The sequence below is a fragment of the Pantoea sp. SM3 genome, assembly GCF_000963995.1.
Classification (GTDB): domain Bacteria; phylum Pseudomonadota; class Gammaproteobacteria; order Enterobacterales; family Enterobacteriaceae; genus Pantoea; species Pantoea rwandensis_B.
Genome location: NZ_JZRD01000011.1, coordinates 33,501 through 55,988 on the forward strand (window position 1 = coordinate 33,501; position 22,488 = coordinate 55,988).

General features: G+C 53.7%; 8 protein-coding genes. 7 read left to right on the forward strand and 1 reads right to left on the reverse strand.

Features of this window, described 5'->3' with window-relative positions:
- Window positions 1–40: 40 nt before the first annotated feature.
- Window positions 41–1,078: a tyrosine-type recombinase/integrase gene (locus tag VI01_RS06725; protein WP_045814491.1), complete on the reverse strand. Its 1,038-nt coding sequence runs from the start codon at window positions 1,076–1,078 to the stop codon at window positions 41–43.
- A gap of 865 nt (window positions 1,079–1,943) precedes the next feature.
- Between VI01_RS06725 and VI01_RS06730 the strand changes: the two genes are divergently transcribed.
- The 7 genes from VI01_RS06730 (at window position 1,944) to VI01_RS06755 (ending at window position 22,247) form a co-directional block, all read left to right on the forward strand.
- Window positions 1,944–3,785, forward strand: a complete 1,842-nt coding sequence (locus VI01_RS06730; protein WP_045814492.1) for an NACHT domain-containing NTPase — start codon at window positions 1,944–1,946, stop codon at window positions 3,783–3,785.
- Window positions 3,786–4,095: 310 nt separating this feature from the next.
- Window positions 4,096–5,451 (forward strand): amidohydrolase family protein, encoded by a 1,356-nt coding sequence (locus tag VI01_RS06735; protein ID WP_156149338.1) that lies wholly within the window; start codon window positions 4,096–4,098, stop codon window positions 5,449–5,451.
- Between the two features lie 104 nt (window positions 5,452–5,555).
- Window positions 5,556–5,690: a hypothetical protein gene (locus VI01_RS25810; protein WP_255353395.1), complete on the forward strand. Its 135-nt coding sequence runs from the start codon at window positions 5,556–5,558 to the stop codon at window positions 5,688–5,690.
- Between the two features lie 616 nt (window positions 5,691–6,306).
- Window positions 6,307–7,971, forward strand: coding sequence for a ShlB/FhaC/HecB family hemolysin secretion/activation protein (locus VI01_RS06740; protein ID WP_045814493.1), 1,665 nt, complete (start codon window positions 6,307–6,309; stop codon window positions 7,969–7,971).
- Window positions 7,972–7,983: 12 nt separating this feature from the next.
- On the forward strand, window positions 7,984–20,499 hold the full coding sequence (locus VI01_RS06745; protein WP_052696968.1) for a hemagglutinin repeat-containing protein: 12,516 nt from the start codon (window positions 7,984–7,986) through the stop codon (window positions 20,497–20,499).
- Window positions 20,499–20,975, forward strand: a complete 477-nt coding sequence (locus tag VI01_RS06750; protein ID WP_045814494.1) for a hypothetical protein — start codon at window positions 20,499–20,501, stop codon at window positions 20,973–20,975. Before VI01_RS06745 ends, VI01_RS06750 begins: the two co-directional genes overlap by 1 nt.
- A gap of 540 nt (window positions 20,976–21,515) precedes the next feature.
- A complete protein-coding gene (locus tag VI01_RS06755) occupies window positions 21,516–22,247 on the forward strand; it encodes a YoaK family protein (protein WP_045814495.1) in 732 nt (243 codons plus the stop codon).
- Window positions 22,248–22,488 lie beyond the last annotated feature (241 nt).

The window sequence follows — 22,488 nt, forward strand, 5'->3', positions numbered from 1 at the left end:
GGTGTGGTACTGCAAGACTGATTATTAAGATGGATGCCTTCTAATCAGGCCAGTTATCCATTTCCATTAGTCCGACCATTGCGCCTTTATGTGCTTCCACCATACGGATATAACGCATCACCGTCTGAGTCTGCGTCCAGGTGCCCTCCTGCATAATTTGCGCGATCGAAATGCCCTTTCTCGCCATATCCTGCGCGGCACCGACGCGTGCGCTGTGACCACTCCAGCTGGAATAGCGTCCTTTGTTAGTTTTCACTCGGTGCGTCTCGCCTGCCTGGCGTCTGGCGCGGCGCCAGATATCTTCCAGGCAGGGCGCACTCATGGGCACTTCAGTGACTGACGTAATTTTGTTAGACCGGTGTATGGGGCAAAACAGAACCGCGTCGGGTTCGCCAGCCAGACCCGCCGCATTAATCCAGTCCATCAGCCGCTCAGAAGAGCGCGCGCTGAGCGCCTTCACGATGCCGCCTGACTGAAGGATGGTTTTGGTCCAGCCCACGTCAAGGATGATGCGCCCATCAGCCGCGCGCGAGATGTCACGTACGCGAAGTCGCGATAACTCGCTCATACGCAGCAATGTGCTGTACGCCACGTGCACGAAAGCCAGATCCCGCAGGTGCTGGAGCCGGGGAGAGCTCTTCCAGGCTGCATCGAGACGGTTCAGATCCGGCCGGCAGAACGGTACCGCCTGGCCGGTACGCTCGCCGGAGATGACGGCCGTACGGTTTATTTTCTTTTTTGCACGCACAACGTCGGGAGAAACGGTCGGCGGGACCAGCCCGGCGTTACGGTGTAACATTGACATTAGCGCCGCGTGTACCGATATGGTCGAAGTTGACCGGCCAAGGGACTCGAGATAAAACAGGTAGTCCTGCATGTCCTCCGGTGACATAGGCAGGAACGATCGCCGGTTTTCCTGAGCCCAGCGCCAGCAGATCCGCATCACACTCAGCAACTGGCGCCACGTGTTGGGTGAAAAAGCCTCGCGATACCGGACGAACGCCGCCAGCTTCGCCGTGAGATCGTCACCGGCGCCGCCGCTGAGGGCCAGACCGCTAAAACCGGATATATCGTTCATGTTTACTCAGTATTCGTCCGCTTATCAGAAAACAACGCTACGTAAATTCTGAGGAAAGAGCAGGGGAGATGCCCATCAGATTTTACGTAGCGCTGCCGGATTTTTAACCGCCTGCGTTCGCTCCCGCTATCGGCAGGACAGCCTTAGTTTCTCGCCGTTGCGTATAAATGGCCATTAAGGTCAGGATCCGGCCCGGATCCGCATGATACAGGGTTTCCGAGCTCCTGTCTGGCCTAATATAAGTATAATTATATAAGGTTAGAAATTTAGGAGAGCTTACGATCTGTAGGTGAGTGCTTGGCAATCCCGCTTCATAAAATCCTTATTATATGAAGTTAGGATCGTGAAAATGATCTAGTAGTAGTTGCAGGCTTACGAGGGGGAGGCTGTGAAGAGCGTTGGTAAGACCTACTTTTTATAAGCCTAATTATATGAAGCCAAAACCACATGGCAGTTCCTGTAGTGATCGTTTGATCATAAGCAATGTATTCACTAATAAAATGTTAATTGGATAGTATCAGCAACAGGATAATTTAATTGGCAGGATCTAATGAGAGCGAAAATAATCTGTGTAAAAGATACCTTGCTACATAGTTCTCATTTTGTGTAAAGGGATGCTTTCATTGAGTAACTAGGCCAATTAAGCTCTAACGTCTTCTGAGGCATTTATATATGCTCAAGCTTAAAAATATATACCTTAAAGTTAATCAATCTAACAACTGATAATTAGATTCCATAAAGGTACAATTGGTTGATTATTATCATAAAAGTATGATATAAAATATTCCCAGTTATACGGAATTAATAGCCAACATCACACTTTAAGCAAATAAAATTTGCTTCTTACAAAAAACATGAGAACAAAATGGACGAAACATCATTACTGCTTAACCTTGGAAGAATAGGAATTACTTCTGCATTTAAACAGCTTACAGCCACGCTATTGAATAACTGGGGGAAAAACAATTTAAATGCAAGAGCAGTCTTAAGGCACTTTGACAGCCAAGATGGAACAATCAAATACCTGATCGATCATGTAGCTATCACTACAAGGATGCGAACGATACATAGTAATGAAAGTGATGTCTTCTTAGATGATATCTATAACCCACTTCGCATACGAAAAAATGGCACTATACGCGAACCTGCAGAAGAGTTCACTATTGGCGAAGGTTTTATTGAATTTAACGAAAAAATCTCTAATATAATAGGAATCGCCGGCCAGGGAAAAAGTACAATTTTAAGAAAGATATTTTCCGAGAACATAAAATGCGCTCAATCCTTCCCTCTATTTATTGAACTTCAAAAAGCAGAACATGAAGGCATTCAGAACTACATAAAAAGACTTTTTGCAAAGTGGGGATTTAAAGCTGAAACAAAACACGTTGATGAAGTTTTACAATCAGGTCGATTTACATTATTTCTAGATGGTTTTGATGAAATATCACATGCTAAAAGAAATAGCATCCTTAATGAAATTTCATATATAAATTCATCTATGAATTCAAAATTAGTCATTACCTCTCGCCCTGGCACTGAGGTGTGTAATACAATTGGTATAACCAATTACTATGTTAACAACTTAAATAAAGAAGAAATAAAATCCATAATTAAAAAACTAAAAAAACACAACAACGCAATTAGTGAAAGAGATACAGATCAGGTCATTGAAAAAATTGACTCAGATAGAAAACTCTGCTCAGTTTTGTTATCACCCATTCTTGTAACTCTATTTTATATATGTTACCCATATATGGATAGAATACCAAAAAATGCAGTTGAATTTTACGAAAATCTATTTATGACACTTTATATAAGACACGATAAAATTAAAAATTATGAACGTGAGAAAAAATCATCCCTAAGTCACAAGCAAGCTTATGATTCCTTCTGTACCTTCTGCTTCATATCCACTCAGAAAAATATGTTGACAACTAAAAGGCTGGACGCACTTGCTAATATGGAAGCAACACTCAAGAAAAAAGGGATTACTGAAAATTTAGAGTCTGAAGCAGAATCTTTATTTGATGATTTTGTAGATGTTACATGCTTAATACAAAGTGATGGCTATCAAACTTACTCCTTTCTACATAAATCAATAGCAGAATTTCACTCTGCCGAGTTCATAAAATCATTACCCACTGAAATTAAACCAAAATTTTATGATCTTTTGAAAGAAAAAATAATAAAACATGATACGAACTACTATAACATTGCTTCATTTCTAATGGATATAGATGAATCAGATGCATCAAAACACATGCTATTACCTCTATTAAGTAGTATTGGTGTTGAATCCTGGGGGGATGATTTCGAAAAATCGGCGAAAAAGTTTGTTGATGATTTTTTACTTGACGCCGACATCCATGTAAGATTTGAAAATGGAGTCCCAGAGTTAGGAGGCTTCGCAATCCCTATGCTTTTTCCTTGGCCTGAAGTTTTTCTTGATATAGATAATCACGAGAACGAATTCATTTCAAATTTCATTGAAATAATGTCAAATGAATCTAATCTTGAAAATATTAACACCAAAAGTGAAAATCTTCTAAAAATAATGATTAGTGATTTCCTTACCACTGCCGACATTACTAAATTTAATTCAATTACAAAAAACGCAATGCAACACATTTATAACACAGTCTACATTTCAGAGAAAAACAAGATAAATGCTGAATCTAGTGGGCTTCTAAATCTCTTGGATAATTAACCATTATTATGATTTTATACTTTTTTTTTAGAAACAGCAAGGTCAGATTCTAAATGCTTTGATAATACTTTAACATTTTTAACCTGACCATTCCGATTGCTAGTTATTTTTATCATCACGGTTGTATTCAGTACGAAGAGCCGCATTGAATGAGTTGATATCAACGACATTTTCATGGAGTGATACGCCAGACTATGAAAACTAACTGTTGGTTTTTTTCGTCAAAAATAATTTGGGGGCAGCTTTTTCATCAGCATAACGGCAGTGCCTATACTCTGAGTTATCACCATTAACCCAAGAAGGAGTATGTATGGCCTCAAAACTGAGAGTTATGCTGTTTACCGCCAGTTGTTTCTCAGCTTCGCTGACCGCCGCCCCAGATAACACTTTACTCATCCGCCAGGGTTACCTTATACCCATGACAGTTCACGGAGAGGACCAGCCATTTACCGACATTCTGGTGCGCAATAACCAGATAGTGAAGATTGGCAAAAATCTCGTCGCCCCCGATGCGAAGGTCATTGATGCCCGCGGTAAGTATGTTATGCCGGGTTTTGTCGATGCTCATAATCACTTGTGGGTTACTACCATGCGTGGCCAGTTCAGAAATAAGCAGGGGAAATTTTTCCCTGTCAGTAACAAGCTGGCAAAGGCGATGCAGCCGGATGACATCTGGCACGCAATGTATTCTGGTTCGCTTGAACTGTTACAGTCAGGCGTCACTACGACGGGCGATTTCTTTGATAATATTCATGGTCCTGCCTGGGGTGATGCTGGCTTCAGGGCACTAGAAAAGAGCGGCATTCGCGCCATTATGTATTACGGCGGTCCTGATAAAACCACGAAAAACATGATCGACTTGGAGCACTTGGCTGAACTTGAAAAGCAGTCAACCAGCCGTGTCCAACTTGGGTTGGGATGGAGGGTCCCCCGAGATTTATCCAGCCAGCAGAACTGGGCAATGCGGGATGAAGAATACAGGTTTGCTGTTCAGCACAAACTGCCGATTCAGGTGCATGTCAGCGGTGATGCTCACGCAATGTTTGATGCACTGATAGATCGTCATTACTTATCGCCGACGCTGACAGTCGTACACGCAAGCGATGCGCTCCCGCAGCAATTAAACTCGCTGCAGGAAGCGGGCGGCGGGCTGGTGTTAACACCGGTCAGCGAACAACGCGTCGGATATGGGCTGACGCTGCTTGATGAATTTAAGGGCGTTGAAAGGCAGGGGCTTGGCATAGATGGGAATGCATTGTCTGGCGGGGCTAACATGTTCGAGACGCTCCGCACAGCTGCGCTGACTGAAAGCGGTTATGCTAAAGATGAATCACTTCCAGACCCGCGCGAGCTTTTGACGCTGGCAACACGTCGCTCTGCTGAATCGATTGGATTGGGCGCATCAACCGGTACCTTGGAAGAAGGTAAGCGGGCAGACATTCAGATAATCAATCCCAATACTCTGAACATGTCAGGCTTTGGCGGAGGCGACCCGGCAGCGCTAATCGTCTACTCAGCTCAGCCGACAAATGTTGAGACCGTCATTGTCGACGGTCGCATTCTCAAAGCAGATGGGAAACTGCAGGGTGTAAATATGGAAGAGCTAATGAGAGCCACTAATGCTTCAGCAAAAGGGCTTTTGGAGAGAAGTGAATCGCAGATGTAGTGTGGTTTACAAGTGTTCTTATAATAAGGACATAGCGAGCAAGCTGAGGGGCATTGCTGCCTCTCAGCAAATTAGGCCAATTTCAGCAGCTCAGGCGCAAAATTGTGGATGAAGTACATGTCGCTGAAGAAGAAGTGCCGGGAAGGGAAAAGGTTGGATTTCAGCAGCTCAGGCGCAAAATTGTGGATGAAGTACATGTCGCTGAAGAAGAAGTGCCGGGAAGGGAAAAGGTTGGGTGACAAAAACGGTTTCGGATTCATAATTTAACATAATTATGATGTTCAGAACTTCGTGCTTCATCGAAGCGATCAACCGCCATTTTGAATGCCTCCCGGCCATAAGTGACCAGTTGATACCCCACGCTGTTTAAGAAGCTAACAATGACGTTGCGAACAAGGAGAGGTATGCTGATGGATGCACCGGCACTCGCGGGATCCCCGACAATTCATCACCTCGATACAGGCATAACCGCTAAAATCCCACCTCAGCCGAAACCCAAAATCCGGCCGGTCTGAAGAACGGATACCGTCCGACGGGCACGAAAGGTGCTCAGTCTGCTGCTCTCAGAGATGCTTACGCTACGCTTTTACTAATCAATCAGAGACGCTGCGCGCTTGATTTCAGTTCTGTTGCTAATAAGAACGATGCAAATAATCCGGATAAATATTTGCTTTTGTCTTCAACCTAAAACTACCAGCTTTATATTTGAGTTAGTCTGAGAAATAATCCCGACCTAATTAAAATCTTAACTCCATTCTCGTTTTATAGCCCCATCAGGAACTTTCTGATTGTTTAGGTGATATTCTGCACAAACAAGCTTACAAAACATTTACAATCAATTTCACTTAAGTCTTTATGATGGCAAATACAGGGAAGTTACTGGCGCTTTGCGTCAGTTTATTAACGGCTTCGGCAGTCGCGGCGCCGTTAAATCCGGGCGACCGGGATTATATCCAGAATCAGCAGCAACAGCGCCTGCAGCAGGACCAGCATCAGCGCGACGCGCTGTGGAACGCGGTTGCCCCTCAGACCGCACCGGATGGGGGTTTAAACGCATCCGGACCGTGTTTCCCCGTCCATGATATTATCATCCGCAATGCGTCTTTACTGTCGCAGAGCCAGCAGCAGAATATCACCGCGCCCTGGATAAATCGCTGCCTGAACTTAACGGAAATTAATTCGCTGGTTCACGCCATTTCCGACTGGTATTTGCAGCGCGGCTATATTACCAGCCGGGCGTTTTTAACCGAGCAGGATTTATCCTCCGGCGAGCTGGTTATTCCGGTGCTGGAAGGAAAGCTCGACGAAATACGCCTCGACGGTCAGCATCCGTGCGCGCTGTTAATGGCGTTTCCCGGCCTTGAAGGAAAGATACTTAACCTGCGCGATATTGAGCAGGGCATGGAGCAGATTAACCGCGTACGCTCCACGCCGGTACAGATTGAAATTCAGCCGTCGCCTAAAGCGGGATATTCCGCCGTGAACCTCACGGCAAAACCGGAGTTTCCGCTCAGCGCTTCGCTGGGCTTTGATAACAGCGGACAGAAGAGCACCGGCGTGGGCCAGCTGAACGCCTCGCTCACCGGCAACAACCTGCTGGGACTGGCCGACCGCTGGTTTATCAGCGGCGCGCGCAGCAGCGCCTTCAGTGAATGGCGCGACGCGCAGAGCCTGCAGGCGGGCGTCAGCGTGCCGTACGGCTACGGCCTGCTCGACTACAGCTACAGCTGGAGCAGCTATCACAGCAGCTTCATCAACAACGGCTTCACCTGGCTCAGCAACGGTGACAACGTCGCGCACCGCCTGAACGCCTCCTGGGTGCTGTTCCGCAACGGGGATATCAAAACCGGCGTGCAGCTGGGCCTGAACCACTACACCAGCCACAACTTCCTTAATAACACGCTGCTCACCAGCAGCAGCCGCAAAATCACCAGCCTTCAGCTCGGGCTGAACCACACGCAGAAAATGTTCGGCGGCGTGGCCACCCTCAACCCGGCCTTCAGCCGGGGCATGCCGTGGTTTGATGCCGAAAGCGATGACGGCAAAACCGGTGACCTGCCAAAGGCGCAGTTTCGCAAGTGGAGCCTCAGCGGCAGCTTCCAGCGCCCGCTGACGAATAACCTGTGGTGGCTCAGCAGCGTGTACGGCCAGTGGTCACCGGACCGGCTTTACGGCAGCGAGCGCCTGACGCTCGGCGGCGAAAGCTCGGTGCGCGGCTTTAAGGAGCAGTACCTCTCCGGGGATGAAGGCGGCTACCTGCGTAATGAACTGGATTACAGCCTGTTCACGCTGCCGGTGCTCGGTGAAGTGAGCGTGCTGGCCGCCGTCGACGGCGGCTGGCTGAAGAGCGACGCGCAGAATCGCGAATCGACCGGCACGATTTGGGGTGGCGCGGTGGGCCTCACCACCCGGGGTCGCTACTTCTACACCCAGTACACCGTCGGCATTCCGCTCAGCTATCCCGGCCACCTGCAGCCGGATCACGTCAGCATCTACGCCCGCGTCGGGCTGGTTTTCTAAGAGGCAAAGATTATGGACGATCGTCAACCCGTTTCCCTCGCCCGTCGCGCGCTGAGCTATCTCATCTGTTATCTGGTGGCGGTGCAGCCGATGCTGCCCGCCATGGCGGCCCAAATTACGCCGGTAACGCCCGGTACGAAGATGGATGCGGCGGGCAACGGCGTGCCGGTGGTCAATATCGCCACGCCGAACGCAGCCGGCGTCTCGCACAACCAGTACCAGCAGTACAACGTCGGCCAGGAAGGGCTGATCCTCAACAATGCCACCGGCCAGCTCAATCAGACGCAGCTCGGCGGCCTGATCCAGAACAACCCCAACCTGAAAGCCGGGCACGAAGCGCAGGCGATCATCAACGAAGTGACGGGCGCGAACCGCTCGCAGCTGCAGGGCTACACCGAAGTGGCGGGCAAAGCGGCTAACGTTATCGTCGCCAATCCCTACGGCATCACCTGTAACGGCTGCGGCTTTATCAACACGCCGAACGTCACGCTGACCACCGGTAAACCGCAGCTGGATGCAAACGGCAACCTCTCCTCCCTGGAAGTGACGAAGGGCTCGGTCACCGTTGAAGGTAAGGGGCTGGACGGCAGCGGCGCCGACGCGGTGTCGATCGTCGCGCGCGCCACCGAGATCAACGCCGGGATCCACGCGAAGGATCTGTCCGTCACCGTCGGGGCCAACCGCGTGGGCGCGAACGGTTCGGTCACACCGATAGCCGGCGAGGGCGCGGTGCCGTCGGTGGCGGTCGATACCGGCGCGCTGGGCGGCATGTACGCCAACCGCATCCATCTGGTGTCAAGCGAGAAGGGCGTGGGGGTGAACCTCGGCAATCTGGCCGCGAAGCAAGGTGATATTCAGCTGGATGCGAACGGTAAGCTGACGCTGGGTAACAGCCTGAGCAGTGGCGCGCTGACGGCGAATGGCGCATCGGTTGCGCTCAACGGTGATAACAAAGCCACCGGACAAATCACTGTCAATGCGCAGCAGGATGCCACGCTGGGTAAAGGAACCCTGGTCAGTGATGCCGGGATCGCTGTCACAGCAAAAGGCAATCTGACCACCGGCGGTACCAGCCTGACGGCGGGCCGCGACATCCGGCTCAGTGGCGCGAACCTGGCAGCGGATCAATCCACCCGCGTCAACGCCGGCAGCAGTATTCAGCTTCAGGCTCAGAACCAAATCAGTAACAGCGGTCAGTTCACCGCGGCTGACAACCTTTCCGTCGATACCCGGCAACTGAACAACAGCGGCGCGCTGGCCGCGAGTACCATCAGCGTTAAAGCGGGTACGTTACAGAACAGCAAGGGTGCGAGCGTCGCCGCAACCCGCAGCCTGACGACGGTGAGCAACAGTCTTCTCAATCAGGGCGTGTTCTCTGCGCCGGTGCTGGATATCAGCAGTGCACAGACCGAGAACAGCGGTATGTTGCAGGGCACCACTGCGATCAGCTTCAGCGGCAGCAGCCTGAACAATCTCAGCGGCGGCACACTCAGTTCCAACAATGCCTTTTCACTGAATCTCCCGGCGCTGACTAACAGCGGCCTCATCAGCAGCGGTACAACGCTGACGCTGAGCGGTCACAGCCTGACGAACTCGGGCGAAATTAACGCCGACAATCTCACCGCGTTTAATGATGTGATACTGAATAACGAGGGCGGCTCGCTGCTCGCCGGGCAGGCATTGCAGCTGAATAACCAGCAGCTGACCAACGGCGGTAAAATGGCCGCCGCCAAACTGAGCGTCAACAGTGACACCATCAATAACAGTGGCACGCTGCAGGCAAAACAGACGCTGCAGACACAGAGCCAGCAGCTGACCAACAGCGGGACCCTTCTCAGCGAAGACCAGCTGTCGCTGGATACCACCGCGCTCAGCAACGCGGGTTCACTTCAGGGCCGACTGCTGAATGTCAGTGCAGACAGCTGGCTGAACAGCGGAAAGGTGCTGAGTCTGGCGGACGGGGCGTTAACGACCGGCAGCCTGAACAACACCGGCAGCATTTTCAGCCAGCAGACGCTGCAACTCAGCAGCGGTGAAACCGACAATAACGGCCTGATCCAGGGGACAACGGCGCTCCGCTTCAGCGGTCAGCGCCTCAATAACCTGGCAGACGGCACCGTCATCTCTGAAAACAGTTTCGGACTCGATCTTCCAGAGCTGAACAACGCCGGGCTGATTTCCAGCAGTGCGGCCCTCAACCTGAGCGGCGGCAGCCTCACTAACTCCGGAGAAATCAGCGCCGCCAGCATCACCGCAGACAATGACAGCTTCAGCAATCAGCAGGGTGGCCTGTTGCTGGCGGATAATGCCGTGCAGCTGAACAACGACACGCTTGCCAATGCCGGGCAGATAGCCGCCAGCCAGCTTGATGTTAACAGTGCCATTGTGGAGAACAGCGGCACGCTGCAGGGTAAGCAGACGCTTCAGGCAACAGGCCAGCAGCTGACGAACAGCGGAACCGTGCTGAGCGGTGGCCAGCTGACGCTGAAGCAGGACCGCCTGGATAACCGCGGTCAGTTGCAGGGTCAGCAGCTGGATCTGACGGCAGGCGACTGGCAGAACAGCGGCAATGCGCTAAGTGCCGGCGATGCCACGATTGCCGCCAGCACGCTCACCAACAGCGGCAAGATACTGGGCCAGCAGCATATTGCATTGAACGCAGGGAGCACCGACAACAGCGGCTGGCTGCTGGCACAGGCGCTCACTCTGCAGGGCGATCTGGTCAACAGCGGGCTGATGCAGGGCAGCGATGCTCTGATGCTGCAGGGCGGTAAGCTCGTCAATCAGGGCAACGGACAGCTACTGACGGCAGGCAAGGCAGAGGTGCAGGGCTCATCGCTGGACAATCAGGGCAGTATCCAGGCGGACCAGCTTGACCTGACGCTGCAGAGCTGGCAGAACGCGGGCAGTGCACGCGCGGGCAGCCAGCTCAGCGCCAGCGTGAGTGGCGCACTGGATAACAGCGGAAAGCTGATGAGCGAGCAGGCGATGAGTCTGCACAGCAGCCAGCTCAGTAATACCGGTACGCTGGCCGCAGATCGTCTGACCATCACGGCGCCTCAGCTGACAAATTCAGGTCTGCTTCAGGGAAACAGCGCGCTCTCGCTCAGCAGCACGGACGTCACGAACACCGCCACGGGTGAGCTGATCACCGGTGATTCGCTCTCTCTTGCGCCGGTTACGCTCAACAACGCAGGTCTGCTGCAGGTGGCGGGTGACCTGAGTCTGACCGGACACAACGTCAGCAACAGTGGTCGCATAACGGCAACCAATCTGAACGCGAGTCTGGATGGATCACTGGACAACAGTGCCAGCGGGTTGCTGCTGGCACAGCAACAGGCAGACATTCAGGTCAATACTCTGAATAACGCGGGCACCGTCGCCGCTCAGCAGGTAAAAACATCCGGCGCGAAGCTGCAGAATCAGGGCCTGCTGCAGGGAGACGCGCTGCTGACCGCAGATTTTGGCCAGTTCGATAACCTTCTTCACGGACAGCTTGTCAGCGGCGGCGAGCTTTCCCTTAAGGGAGACACGGCCAGCAACGCAGGCGTGTGGCAGGGCAAAAACCTTGGCTATCACTTCACCGCACTGTCCACCAGCGGCACGATCAACGGCACTGGATCCCTGAGCGGCACCTCTGACACGCTGCTGGACAACAGCGGCAGCCTGCTGTCGGGTGGATCTGCCAGCGTATTGGCCAGCAGCCTGACGAACAGCGGGAAGATAATGGCCGACAGCCTGACGCTTCGTGGCGATTCGCTGAGCAATCAGGGGCTGTGGCAGGGAACTACTGCGCTGGATGCGCAGGCGTCCGATCGTCTGGTTCAGTACTCTGGCGGTCAGGCTCTGACCGGGGGAGATCTGCAGCTGAATGCCGGCACGCTGGAGACCGCCGGAACGCTGCAGGGTGAAAGCGCGCATGTCAGCGCGGGAACCTGGCAGCATCAGGGATCGCTGCTGAGCAGCACCGATCTCACGGCATCGGTCAGCGGAGACCTGAATAATCAGGGCGAGCTGCTGGCTCAGGGCATAGCGCAGATTGATGCGCAGAATCTGAATAACAGCGGCAAGCTGCTGGCAGAAAAAGATGTCACGCTCAGCGGCAGTTCGCTGACAAACAGCGGGACGATACAGGGCGATACGCTTGCCATCCGGCCCGCCAGTGTTACTAACCAGGGCAGCCTGATTGGGTTGCAGTCTCTGACCCTTGGCCCGGCACCTGCTCAGGGATTCCGGCTGCTTGCCTTGCAGGCCCAGCCTACTCGCGTGCTGGTTAACAATGCAGGCGGACAGCTGCTGACGCAGGGCACGCTGCACATCAGCGGTGACGCGGTCACCAATAACGGCACCTGGCAGGGACAGCAGATCCTGCTGGATGCCACTCGTCTGACCAATGGTGGCGCCATTCAGAGCGCCGGCGATCTACAGCTGGATCTGAGCGATACGCTCGCCTCTGGCACGGGCAGCAAAATCACGGCGAATGGCACAGCCACGCTCAATGCGCTGAACTTCACTAATCAGGGACAGTGGATCGCGCAAAACCTGACGATTCAGGGTGGTACGCTGGAAAACAGCGGTGAGATCTCCGGGGTGACCGGCCTTACCACCGCTCTGACGGGTGCGCTGACGCAGCAGCAAAACGCGGCACTGCTGAGCGGCGGTACACTGGATGTGCACGCAGCAACCCTGAATAACGCGGGCCGGATGCAGGGTAAGGACCTTTTACTCAACAGCGCCGGTATCACCAACAGCGGGCGTATGCAGGGCGACAGCAGCCTGGTGGTAAACGCCAGCGGACGCCTCACCAACAACGCCAGCGGCACGTTACTCAGCCAGAACGGCCTGACGCTGACCGCGCCCGAACTCTATAACTACGGCCTGATTCAGAGCGCCACCAGCCGCATCACCACCAGCGGCCTGACCAATAACAGCGGCAAAGTGCTCTCTTCAGCGGATCTGACGCTGAACGCCCCCCAACTGATCAACAGCGGCTGGCTGCAGGCTTCTCAGCTGACGCTTAATGCGGCCAGCGCCAGCAACAGCGGCACCCTGATGGCCGATCAGCAGGCGACACTCACCGGCACCAGCCTCCAGAACCAGGGCAGCGCGCAGGGTGGGAACCTGACGGTGAACTACGCGCAGCTCACCAACAGCGGTACGCTGCTGGGCGCAAATCAGCTGAATGTCAAAGCCACAAGTGTGACACAGCAGGCCGCGGGAAAACTGTTCAGCGGCGGCACTCTGCTGCTGGAAAGCACGGGATTTGATCAGCTTGGACAGGTGGTGGCGCTGGGCGACGCGACATTGAAACTGATTAACGGCTTTACCGCCCGCAACACGCTGGCCGCAGGCGGCCGTCTGAGCATCAGCAGCAATGGTGCGATTGACAACCAGGGCACGTTACAGGGGCAGGTGCTGACGCTGAACGCAGGCGGCGATCTGTCGAACAATGGCCAGCTCACCACTGGCACCGGCGACAGCAGCCTGAGTGGTCAGCGCATCAATATGAATGGTTCAGGCACGCTGCAGGGTGGCGGCAATGTTGCGCTGACCAGCCGGAGCGACGTGGCGCTCAACGGCTTTACCGGCACGCGCGGTAATCTCACCATCACTTCACCGGGCAGCATTGTGAACACCGCGCTGCTGTATGCCGGGCAGAATTTATACCTGTACGCTAAGAGTATTCAAAACCAGCGCGGCGATATGCTGGCGGGCAACAGCCTGTGGATGCAGCGCGACGCGGCGGGGAATGCTAACGGCGAGGTAGTGAATACATCCGGGACCATTGAGTCGCAGAATGGTGATATCACAGTGCGAACGGCCAATCTTCTCAATCAAAGAGAGGGCCTTACCACCCAGCAGAATACACAGCAAATATCAGGACTGCCTGCAGGTATTGGAGGCGCATCGATAAAGTACCAGTTGAGCAAGATGAATGTAGATGATTTGGGCTATTACATCATCAGTGTTCGAACGGGCGGCAGTTTTGGTAAAGGCAACGGTTCAATTGATGATTACTCCTATCTGGCTCCCAATGCACAGGCAGCTGTCAAATGTTATCTAACAGAGACAACCACGGTGACGGCTCAGGCTAGTGGAGGCAGTGGACGTATCTCTGCAGGGCGAAATCTCGATGTCACTGCTGGCCAGCTCAATAACCTCGCAAGCTCACTTCTGGCAGGTAATTCAATTTCACTCAGTGGTACAACGCTCAATAATCAATCCTGGGTAAATGGAGTAACCAGTACTTACCTGACTTACAAATATGATGGGCGGATTGGCGTAAACAAGCTAAATGATAGCCGTAACATGCGATATTTTTCTCCGACTTCAGAGAACTCACCTTTCAGGGGAAACAACTCATCTGCAACAGTGACTTATCAGTTGTCTTCTGCACCAGAATATGAAACCACGTATACCGGGGACGGCCTTCGTGCCGTCATTCAGGCAGGCGGCAGCGTTAACGCCAGCTTCAGCGGTGACATCAGCAATACCTCTACCACGCCCAACGCAGGTTGGGCGGGCACCACTGTCAGTGCGCCATCATTAAATCATGTTGCGGCAGTCAGCCAGGTGGCCGCTCAGCAGCGTCAGCAACTCGCCGCCACAGATAAAGTGGCGATCAATTCGCCGGAATGGCGCGACCAGTTACAAAATGCCCTGCAGCAGGTTAACGGTGGTACGTCGCTGCAAAATACACAGCCTGAAACCATTGGGCTTTCCAGTCACAATGGCAAACAACAAAGCAACGCGAACCTGGGGAAAGCCGCTGAACTGGCGTCAGGCCGCGCAGTCAAACCATCGGCTCTGGGCAGCTATGGTGCTACAGCGGTGGATACCAGTGCCTATCCGCTCCCCACCAGTGACAATGGTTATTTCGTCCCCGGCGACAGCAGCAGCCCCTATCTCATCACCGTTAACCCGAAATTAAACGGTCTGGGGAAGCTGGACAGCAGCCTGTTTGGTGACCTTAATCAGTTACTGGGCAAGCAACCGGGCAGCGCACCGCAGGAAACGCGTCAGCAGTATACCGACGTGAATACTTTCCTCGGCTCGTCCTATCTGCTGGACCGGTTGAATCTCAAGCCTGACAACGACTACCGCTTCCTTGGCGATGCGGCATTCGATACCCGCTATGTCAGCAACGCCGTGCTGAACCAGACGGGCAGCCGCTATCTGAATGGTGTGGGTTCCGATCTGGACCAGATGCGTTATCTGATGGATAACGCCGCAGCGTCTCAGCAGTCTTTAGGCCTGCAGTTTGGCGTGTCCCTTACTGCGGAACAGGTTGCCTCACTGGACAAGAGCATCATCTGGTGGGAAGCCACCTCGGTAAATGGCCAGACGGTGATGGTGCCGAAAGTGTACCTGTCAGAAAAAGATGCGGCGATGAACAACGGCAGCGTGATTGCCGGAAACAACGTCACACTCTCCGGCGGTAACATCACTAACAGCGCCAGCACTGTCGTGGCGCAGAACGCAGTCAGCGCCGACAGCCAGAACAATATCGACAATCTCAGTGCCGGGCTGATCAAAGCCGGCGGGGACCTGCAGCTTGGTGCGCTGAATAATATCAATAACGTCAGCTCGACCATCAGCGGCAAAAAAGTGGCGCTGGAAAGCGTCAATGGCGACATCAATAACACTACCGTCAGTGCTCAGTGGACGATTGTCGGCAATGGTGCGGTGCAGGCAAGTAAAACGCTGCTGGGCCAGACGGCGGCGATTACGTCGCTTGATGCGCTCAGCCTGAAGTCCGGAAACGATATCAACATCACCGGCGCCTCACTGAACGCGGGCGGCGATTTGCTGCTCAATGCCTGGCACGACCTCAGTCTCAACAATATCGCCACCAGCGAAAGTCGCAAAACCGGTAACAAGGAGACGCACAGCTCCGGTGCTGAAAGCACAACCGTTTCCAGTGGGGGCAACCTGACCCTGACAGCCGGACAGGACATTACCAGCCAGGCAGCAGCGCTGGCGGCGGAAGGTAATATCGGACTGAAAGCCGGCCGCGATATTAACCTGAACGCCGCGGAATCGGGTTCCGGTAACAGCGAACGCGGCAGCAATAAAACCGTGATCAACGAAACGGTGCGTCAGCAGGGAACTGAAATCACTGGCAAGGGCAGCACTTCCCTTACGGCTGGTCGCGACATCACCAGCCAGGCCAGTAACATCACAGCTGACCAGGACCTGTCTCTGAAAGCCGGTCGTAACGTGGATCTCACCACCGCGACCGAAAGCGACTATGCGTACCGCGAAGAGACCAAAACCAAAAAAGGCTTCCTTAAGAAAACCACCACGCACACCATTCAGGAAGACAGCGTCACCCGTGAAAAAGCCTCACAACTGAGCGGCAACACGGTCTCTGTGATTGCCGGTAACGACCTCACCGTACAGGGTTCTTCCATCGCCGGTGACAAGGGCGTCGCACTCAGTGCAGGCCATGACCTGAATATCGTCACCGCCACCAACACCGATTCGACCTACAGCCTGAAAGAGGTGAAAAAAAGCGGCCTGATGGGCGGTAAACTCGGCCTCAGCTACGGTAAACAGTCGGCGAAGAGCGAGCGCAACGGCGAGCAGGTCACGCAGAGCGATGCGCGCAGCCTGGTGGGCGCAGGCAACGGTGCGGTGACCCTGACGGCGGGCAATAACGCGCTGATTAAGGGCAGTGACGTGGTCGCGGGCGGTCAGAACGGCGACATCAGTGTAACGGCGAAGAACATCGCCATCGTGGCGGGTCAGGATCAGGTACGCGAAACCGCAAAACAGGAGTCAAAAAGCAGCGGGTTTGGCCTGAGCCTGAACCTGGGGCCGCTGGACACGGTGCGCAACCTGCGCGACATCATGAGCAACACCAGTTCAGTGTACGACCAGGTCAAGCAGGTGGGGAACGAGTTTGGCGCCAGCGCGCTGGATTCACCCGCACCGGGCCTGACCTATGGCCGTTCAGACAGCAAAGCCAGCCAGAACACTGAAAGCGTCTATCAGAGTGGCAGTACGCTGAATGCCACCGGCAACCTGACGCTGAAGGCCCGTGGCGATGCGGATACCGCCACCGGCAACATTCTGGTGCAGGGCAGCAGCCTGAACGCTGGCGGTAAAGCCTCGCTGGACGCCACGCGTAATATCGACATCACCAGCGCCGCCGACAGTCAGAAGGCGGCCAGCAGCAGTAGCAGTAAGAACTGGTCGGCGACGACCTCCGCCTCAATAGGTGCGCTGGCGCGCAGCGGCGGCGGTTCACCGAACAACGGCTCGGCGGGCACCAACTACGGCTCGAAAAACAGCCAGATGAGCGGCGACAGCAGTATACTCACGCAGCACACGTCATCGATTACCGCCGGCAGCATCGATGTCACCAGCCACAAGGGTGATATCGGGATAACGGGTTCAACCCTGACCGGCACTACCGGCGTCTCACTGAACGCGGAGCAGGGCAACGTCAGCGTCGTCGCGGGGGAAGACCGCCAGCAGGCGTCGGCCAGCGGGTCGGATCATACTATTGGTGATCTGGGCGGCGACGGCTACAGCGGCACGGTGGGCGTGGGCCACAACAGCTGGAAAAACGCCAGCGCGGGCACGCAGCAGAACACCGTGCGCAGCGGCATCGTCAGTAATTTCGGTAACGTAACGGTGAATGCCGGTAAAGACGTCAACCTGAAGGGCGCAGACGTTTATGCCGGAAACGCGCTGAACGTCAACGGCGAAAACATCCACCTCGACCCGGCGAAAGATACGCACGACGCCAGCAGCAGCAGTAAATCCTCGCAGTATGGCATCACCGCGCAGGTCTCCGGCTACGGCGTGAGCATGGCGCAGGCGGCAGACAAGTTCGCTCAGTCGCACAAACAGAGTGACGATCCACGTCTGCAGGCGATTTATGCCGCGCAGGCGGCCATGACCGCGCTGTCGGCGTATACCCAGAACACCGCAGCCGTCAAAGTCACCGTCAGCGCCACCGCGGGCAGCAGCCATCAGTCCGTGGAGCAGAGCAGCACGCAGCAGAGCGGCAGCGTGCTCAAAGCAGGCGGCGACGTAGCGGTCACGGCGAAGGAGGACATCACCGGCGAAGGCGTCAAAATCAGCGGCGATAACGTCTCCCTGAGTGCGGGCCGCGATATCGCCCTGAGCAGCGCCACAGACAGCAGCAGCCAGAAATCGAGCAGCGGCGGCAGCAAGTATGGCGTCGGCGTGGGCTTTGGTCTCGGCGGCAGCCAGAACGGCTTCTCCATTGAGCTGGCCGCCAGCCAGAACAGCGCAAACGGCAACGGCAGCAGCATTACCCACCACAACAGTGAAGTGAACGCAGCAGGCGATCTGACGGTGAAAGCCGGTCAGGACGTCACGCTGAACGGCGCGAACCTCAACGGCCATCACGTTGACCTCGATGCGGGACGCAACCTGGAGATTGCCAGCCAGCAGGACCGTGCGAGTTACGACAGCCATCAGAGCGCATCCGGCTTCAGCGCCAGCATCTGCGTGCCGCCAATCTGTGCGGGCGTGCCGGTGCAGGGCAGCGCCAGCATGAGCGGCAGCAAGCTCTACAACGATTTTGACTCGGTGCAGCAGCAGAGCGGCATCAGCGCAGGTGACGGTGGCTACAACATTTACGTCGGCAACCATACGCAGCTGGATGGCGCGGTCATCGCCTCCTCCGCGACGCCGGACAAAAACCACCTCAGCACCGGTACGCTCGGCTGGACCGATATTGAAAACCACGCCAACTCGGGCGGCAGCGGCTTCAGCGTGGCCGTCAGCGGAAGCATGGGGAAAACCACCTCGCCGGCGTCTGACAGCTTTATCAACAATATTCCGAAATCCGGCCAGCCCCAGCCTTCGGGCGGCAACTCGCCGCCGATGGGTACGTTGCAGCAGACGCAAGACAGCGCCAGCTCGACCACTTACAGCGCTATCTCGCCGGGAACGATCGAGATTCGTAACCCGCATGCCCAGAAGCAGGACGTGTCGCAAATCAGCCGCGACACTGCCGCAGCGGAGAATGCGCTGAAGGATAAGTTTGATGCGCAGAAGGCGGAAAACAGTCTGGCCATTCAGCGCGAAATAGCAGCGCTTGGACAGCAAACGATTCAGGTGACGTTTGATTACCTGAAGGCCCAGGAGAAGGACAAAGCAAAGGCCGAAGAGATGTACGGCATTGGCTCAAAACTGCAGATTGCGGCGCAGGCCATCAGCGGATTGTTTGCCGGGCTGGCGGGCGGTAACGTCAGCGGTGCGGTAGCGGCAGGTGCAGCGCCACTGCTGGCGCAGATGGTGAAACAAGCCGCTGGCGAAAATGAGCCATTGCGCGTGCTGCTGCACACGCTGGCGTCAGGGCTGATTGCTAAAGCCCAGGGCGGCAGTGCAATTGGCGGTGCAGCGGGTGGCCTGACGGCGGGGTTGCTCAGTTCTGGTGATGCACTCAGCGAAATGTTGTTCGGCAAAAAGGCTTATCAACTTTCAGCTGATGAAAAGATGCTGGTCGCGAATATTGTGACCCTGGCGGGTGCAGTTGCCGGCGGTGCGGTTGATGGCAGTGCTGGAGTGGGAAGTGGGGGATCTGCTGGCAGGACAGAGGTTGAGAATAACTATCTCAGCGCTAATGAAGCCCAAATTAAGTCTAACCTGGAACGCAAGGAGAAAGCGGGGAGCATTTCAGAAAATGAAGCAAAAGAACTGGCAGATCTCCGTGAGACGGATAAAGCCAGAGACCAGGCAATTCACGATATCTGTACTCAGGGTAATAAAGGAGGAGATGCCTGCGGAGCACTGGTTGCTGAGGCGCAAAAGGCTCTTGATAGCTATGGTGAAAGTGCAGCTGGATATCGCCTAATTTTCAGTGACTTATATCCTGAAGATGCTAAAAACGCTCAAGATATTTTAAAAGGCCTGGATGAAGGGAGCATATCTCGCGACCGAGCTATCACCGCCATAACTCAAGCGAATAAACAGGATTGGACGCAGGACGACTGGAACAAAACTGCTGAAAAATACGATACAGCAATGCAAATGCAGGCGATTACAGCCACGATTGCTGGACTGATTGGCGTGACATCAGAATCCGTTAGTAGTAAACAAGACGCTACTAAACCGAATGAAGGACCTGCTTCTAGCAAACCCGCATGGTTACAGAGACTACAAGAAGGCAATAAGTTTAATGCTGAACAGTCGAAAAATTACCCTTATAATGAAGTGTATATAAACAAACCTGATGGAAAAGGATATTATCGATTGGATTCCTACAACCCGATCTCTGGTGAGATAGTATCTAGAAAATACACGCAACTATCTGACATACAGATTAATACGGCTAAAAATTACATAAATGAAACGATGAAAAAATATCCAGCAGGAGCAACGATTGCGAAAGTTCCTTCAAGTGGTGAAATGTCAGGCAAACAGCTTCAGGGTTCAAACATCTTAGAAGTACCGCCACAGTTGAAGCCAGTGCCTCAAAATGTTATAGATATTGCAAATAAAGCTGGCGTAATAATCCGTGATACTAATGGGAAGATATATTGATGCAAAGTAAAATTTTTTATTGTAAATCCTGGTTCAGGATTAAAAAAATAGCTTTAGAACATTGGAGCGAAGAAATGGCTTATGCTAAACATCTTGCTGATGAGCCTTATACAGTGCTTGTAGATTCAGAGTCGCAACCTTCTTCATTTATAGAAGTAATAAAAAATAAGGGGATGATAGGAGTAGGTTTTCTAGATAAATTTCAGAGGGAGTATTTGATTTATCAATTCAAAATCATTAAAAATGATGCTGTTTTTTTAACTATGGCTGTACATCGAGATTTTATAGGAGAGACTGATATTATCTCAAATGGCACATCTTACATTTTTAAAGAAGATGGTCATACCTTTATTACAGAGGAAGACTTCATCAACAAAACGATTAATAAGTATGAAGTACATACAGATATATCAACAAATTATGACAAAATCCCTGAATTCGGTTGCTATGAATCACTGATCAAGATTGAAAGATAGAACATAACCCATTCCTGTATTGCCATAAACGATCAGCAGGATGTCGATTAGCAGTCGAGGCAGTCTGACAAGACAGTGAAGAGCGGGTGAGCATGGTGTACAGCTTCTGGTGCGCCTTCAGACACCTTATTTAACATAATAAGTATTTGGCGCACTTTCATAATCAATTGATAATTATACATAAATAGCATTGTGCGAGCCGAAAAATGTTGCCTCTGCTGCCCCAAAATCCTTATTTAACATCTTTAATCGACTTGACGATACCTAAGGGATTCCCTGCCGAAAAGTTGATTCTCTGTATCGTAAGCAGTGTCATGGCAGCAGCATCTCGCCATGAGCTGCTGCTCACGACGCTGGTGACGGGGCTGGCCAGCGTCTGGATGCTGGCCGTGCTCCTGCCAGTCGTCTAGGCCGCCAGGCCAATACGGAGGCGGGACGTGCGCCCGGCGGAAAAAAGGCAGTGGCCGGCGTAAGGGTCTGATTGCTAACGGCGCATGATTACTCATAATAAAGCTCCGTTTATCATCAGGATCTGACCGTATGCTCCTCAGGAGAAAAAAACACCGTACCCACGGTGAGGATCGCCTGCTCGCCCTTACGCTTGCCACCACGGCTGGCGTCCTCAACGCCATGGCCTTCGGCGCATTTGGCTTCTTCCCCTCCCATATGACGGGTAACACCTCCCAGCTGTCCGCGGAGGCGGGAAGTTATGACCTGCACGGCCTGCTTTTTCTGGCGGTGCTGATCCTGGCCTTCGTGACGGGCGCCACGCTGGCGCGCCTCGCCGTAGCCTTTGGCCTCCGGCGTAACGTGCGCACGGTATTCTGCCTGGTGCTGCTGTGTGAGGGCGTGCTGCTGCTGGCCACCTCGCTGGTTGAAATCCGCTGGTACAGCATCCGCAACAACGGCGAGGTGCTGGTCACGCTCGCGCTGCTGATGGGCCTGCATAACGCCATCTCCACGCAGCTTTCCGGCGGGCGGGTCAGGTCAACGCACGTGACCGGGACCCTGACCGATGCCGGCATGGCGCTGGGCTCCTGGCTCCGGGCTTCGGTGAGCCGCCGCGAGGCGGCCGACGCGCCCGCGCACCGGGCGCTGCTCGGCACGCACCTCGTGACCATCGTTTCGTTCCTGTCGGGGTGCGTGGCCGGCTATTTTCTTTTCGTCCGGTTTGGCTTCAGCGCCATGGCGGGGCTGGCTAGCCTGCTCATCCTCACCGCGCTCGGGGGCATCGCCCGCGCGCTGCATCTGACCGGCTGGCGTTTCTGGTAGCGGCCGGTACTTTCAGCGATGGCGGGGTTTGCAGAGGGCCGGGATCTATATGGAACTTAAGGGATCTAAGTGGAACTGTTATTGGATCGCTCCTGTGTATTTGTGGATAAGATCATTAAGGGGGGAGCATAGCCTGAGCCCACAGGCTATCTCTGGTATCGCTCTGCAGAATGGCTCCCTGCATTTAAGGTATCGGCGGGAGGATTCTGCTGCCTGACATTATGCACTTGTCCTCGCAGGT

Bases quoted from the DNA above. Each gene is read 5' to 3' on its own strand.
- VI01_RS06725 (WP_045814491.1), bottom strand. From the start codon at position 1,078: ATGAACGATATATCCGGTTTTAGCGGTCTGGCCCTCAGCGGCGGCGCC.
- VI01_RS06730 (WP_045814492.1), top strand. From the start codon at position 1,944: ATGGACGAAACATCATTACTGCTTAACCTTGGAAGAATAGGAATTACT.
- VI01_RS06735 (WP_156149338.1), top strand. From the start codon at position 4,096: ATGGCCTCAAAACTGAGAGTTATGCTGTTTACCGCCAGTTGTTTCTCA.
- VI01_RS06740 (WP_045814493.1), top strand. From the start codon at position 6,307: ATGATGGCAAATACAGGGAAGTTACTGGCGCTTTGCGTCAGTTTATTA.
- VI01_RS06745 (WP_052696968.1), top strand. From the start codon at position 7,984: ATGGACGATCGTCAACCCGTTTCCCTCGCCCGTCGCGCGCTGAGCTAT.
- VI01_RS06750 (WP_045814494.1), top strand. From the start codon at position 20,499: ATGCAAAGTAAAATTTTTTATTGTAAATCCTGGTTCAGGATTAAAAAA.
- VI01_RS06755 (WP_045814495.1), top strand. From the start codon at position 21,516: ATGCTCCTCAGGAGAAAAAAACACCGTACCCACGGTGAGGATCGCCTG.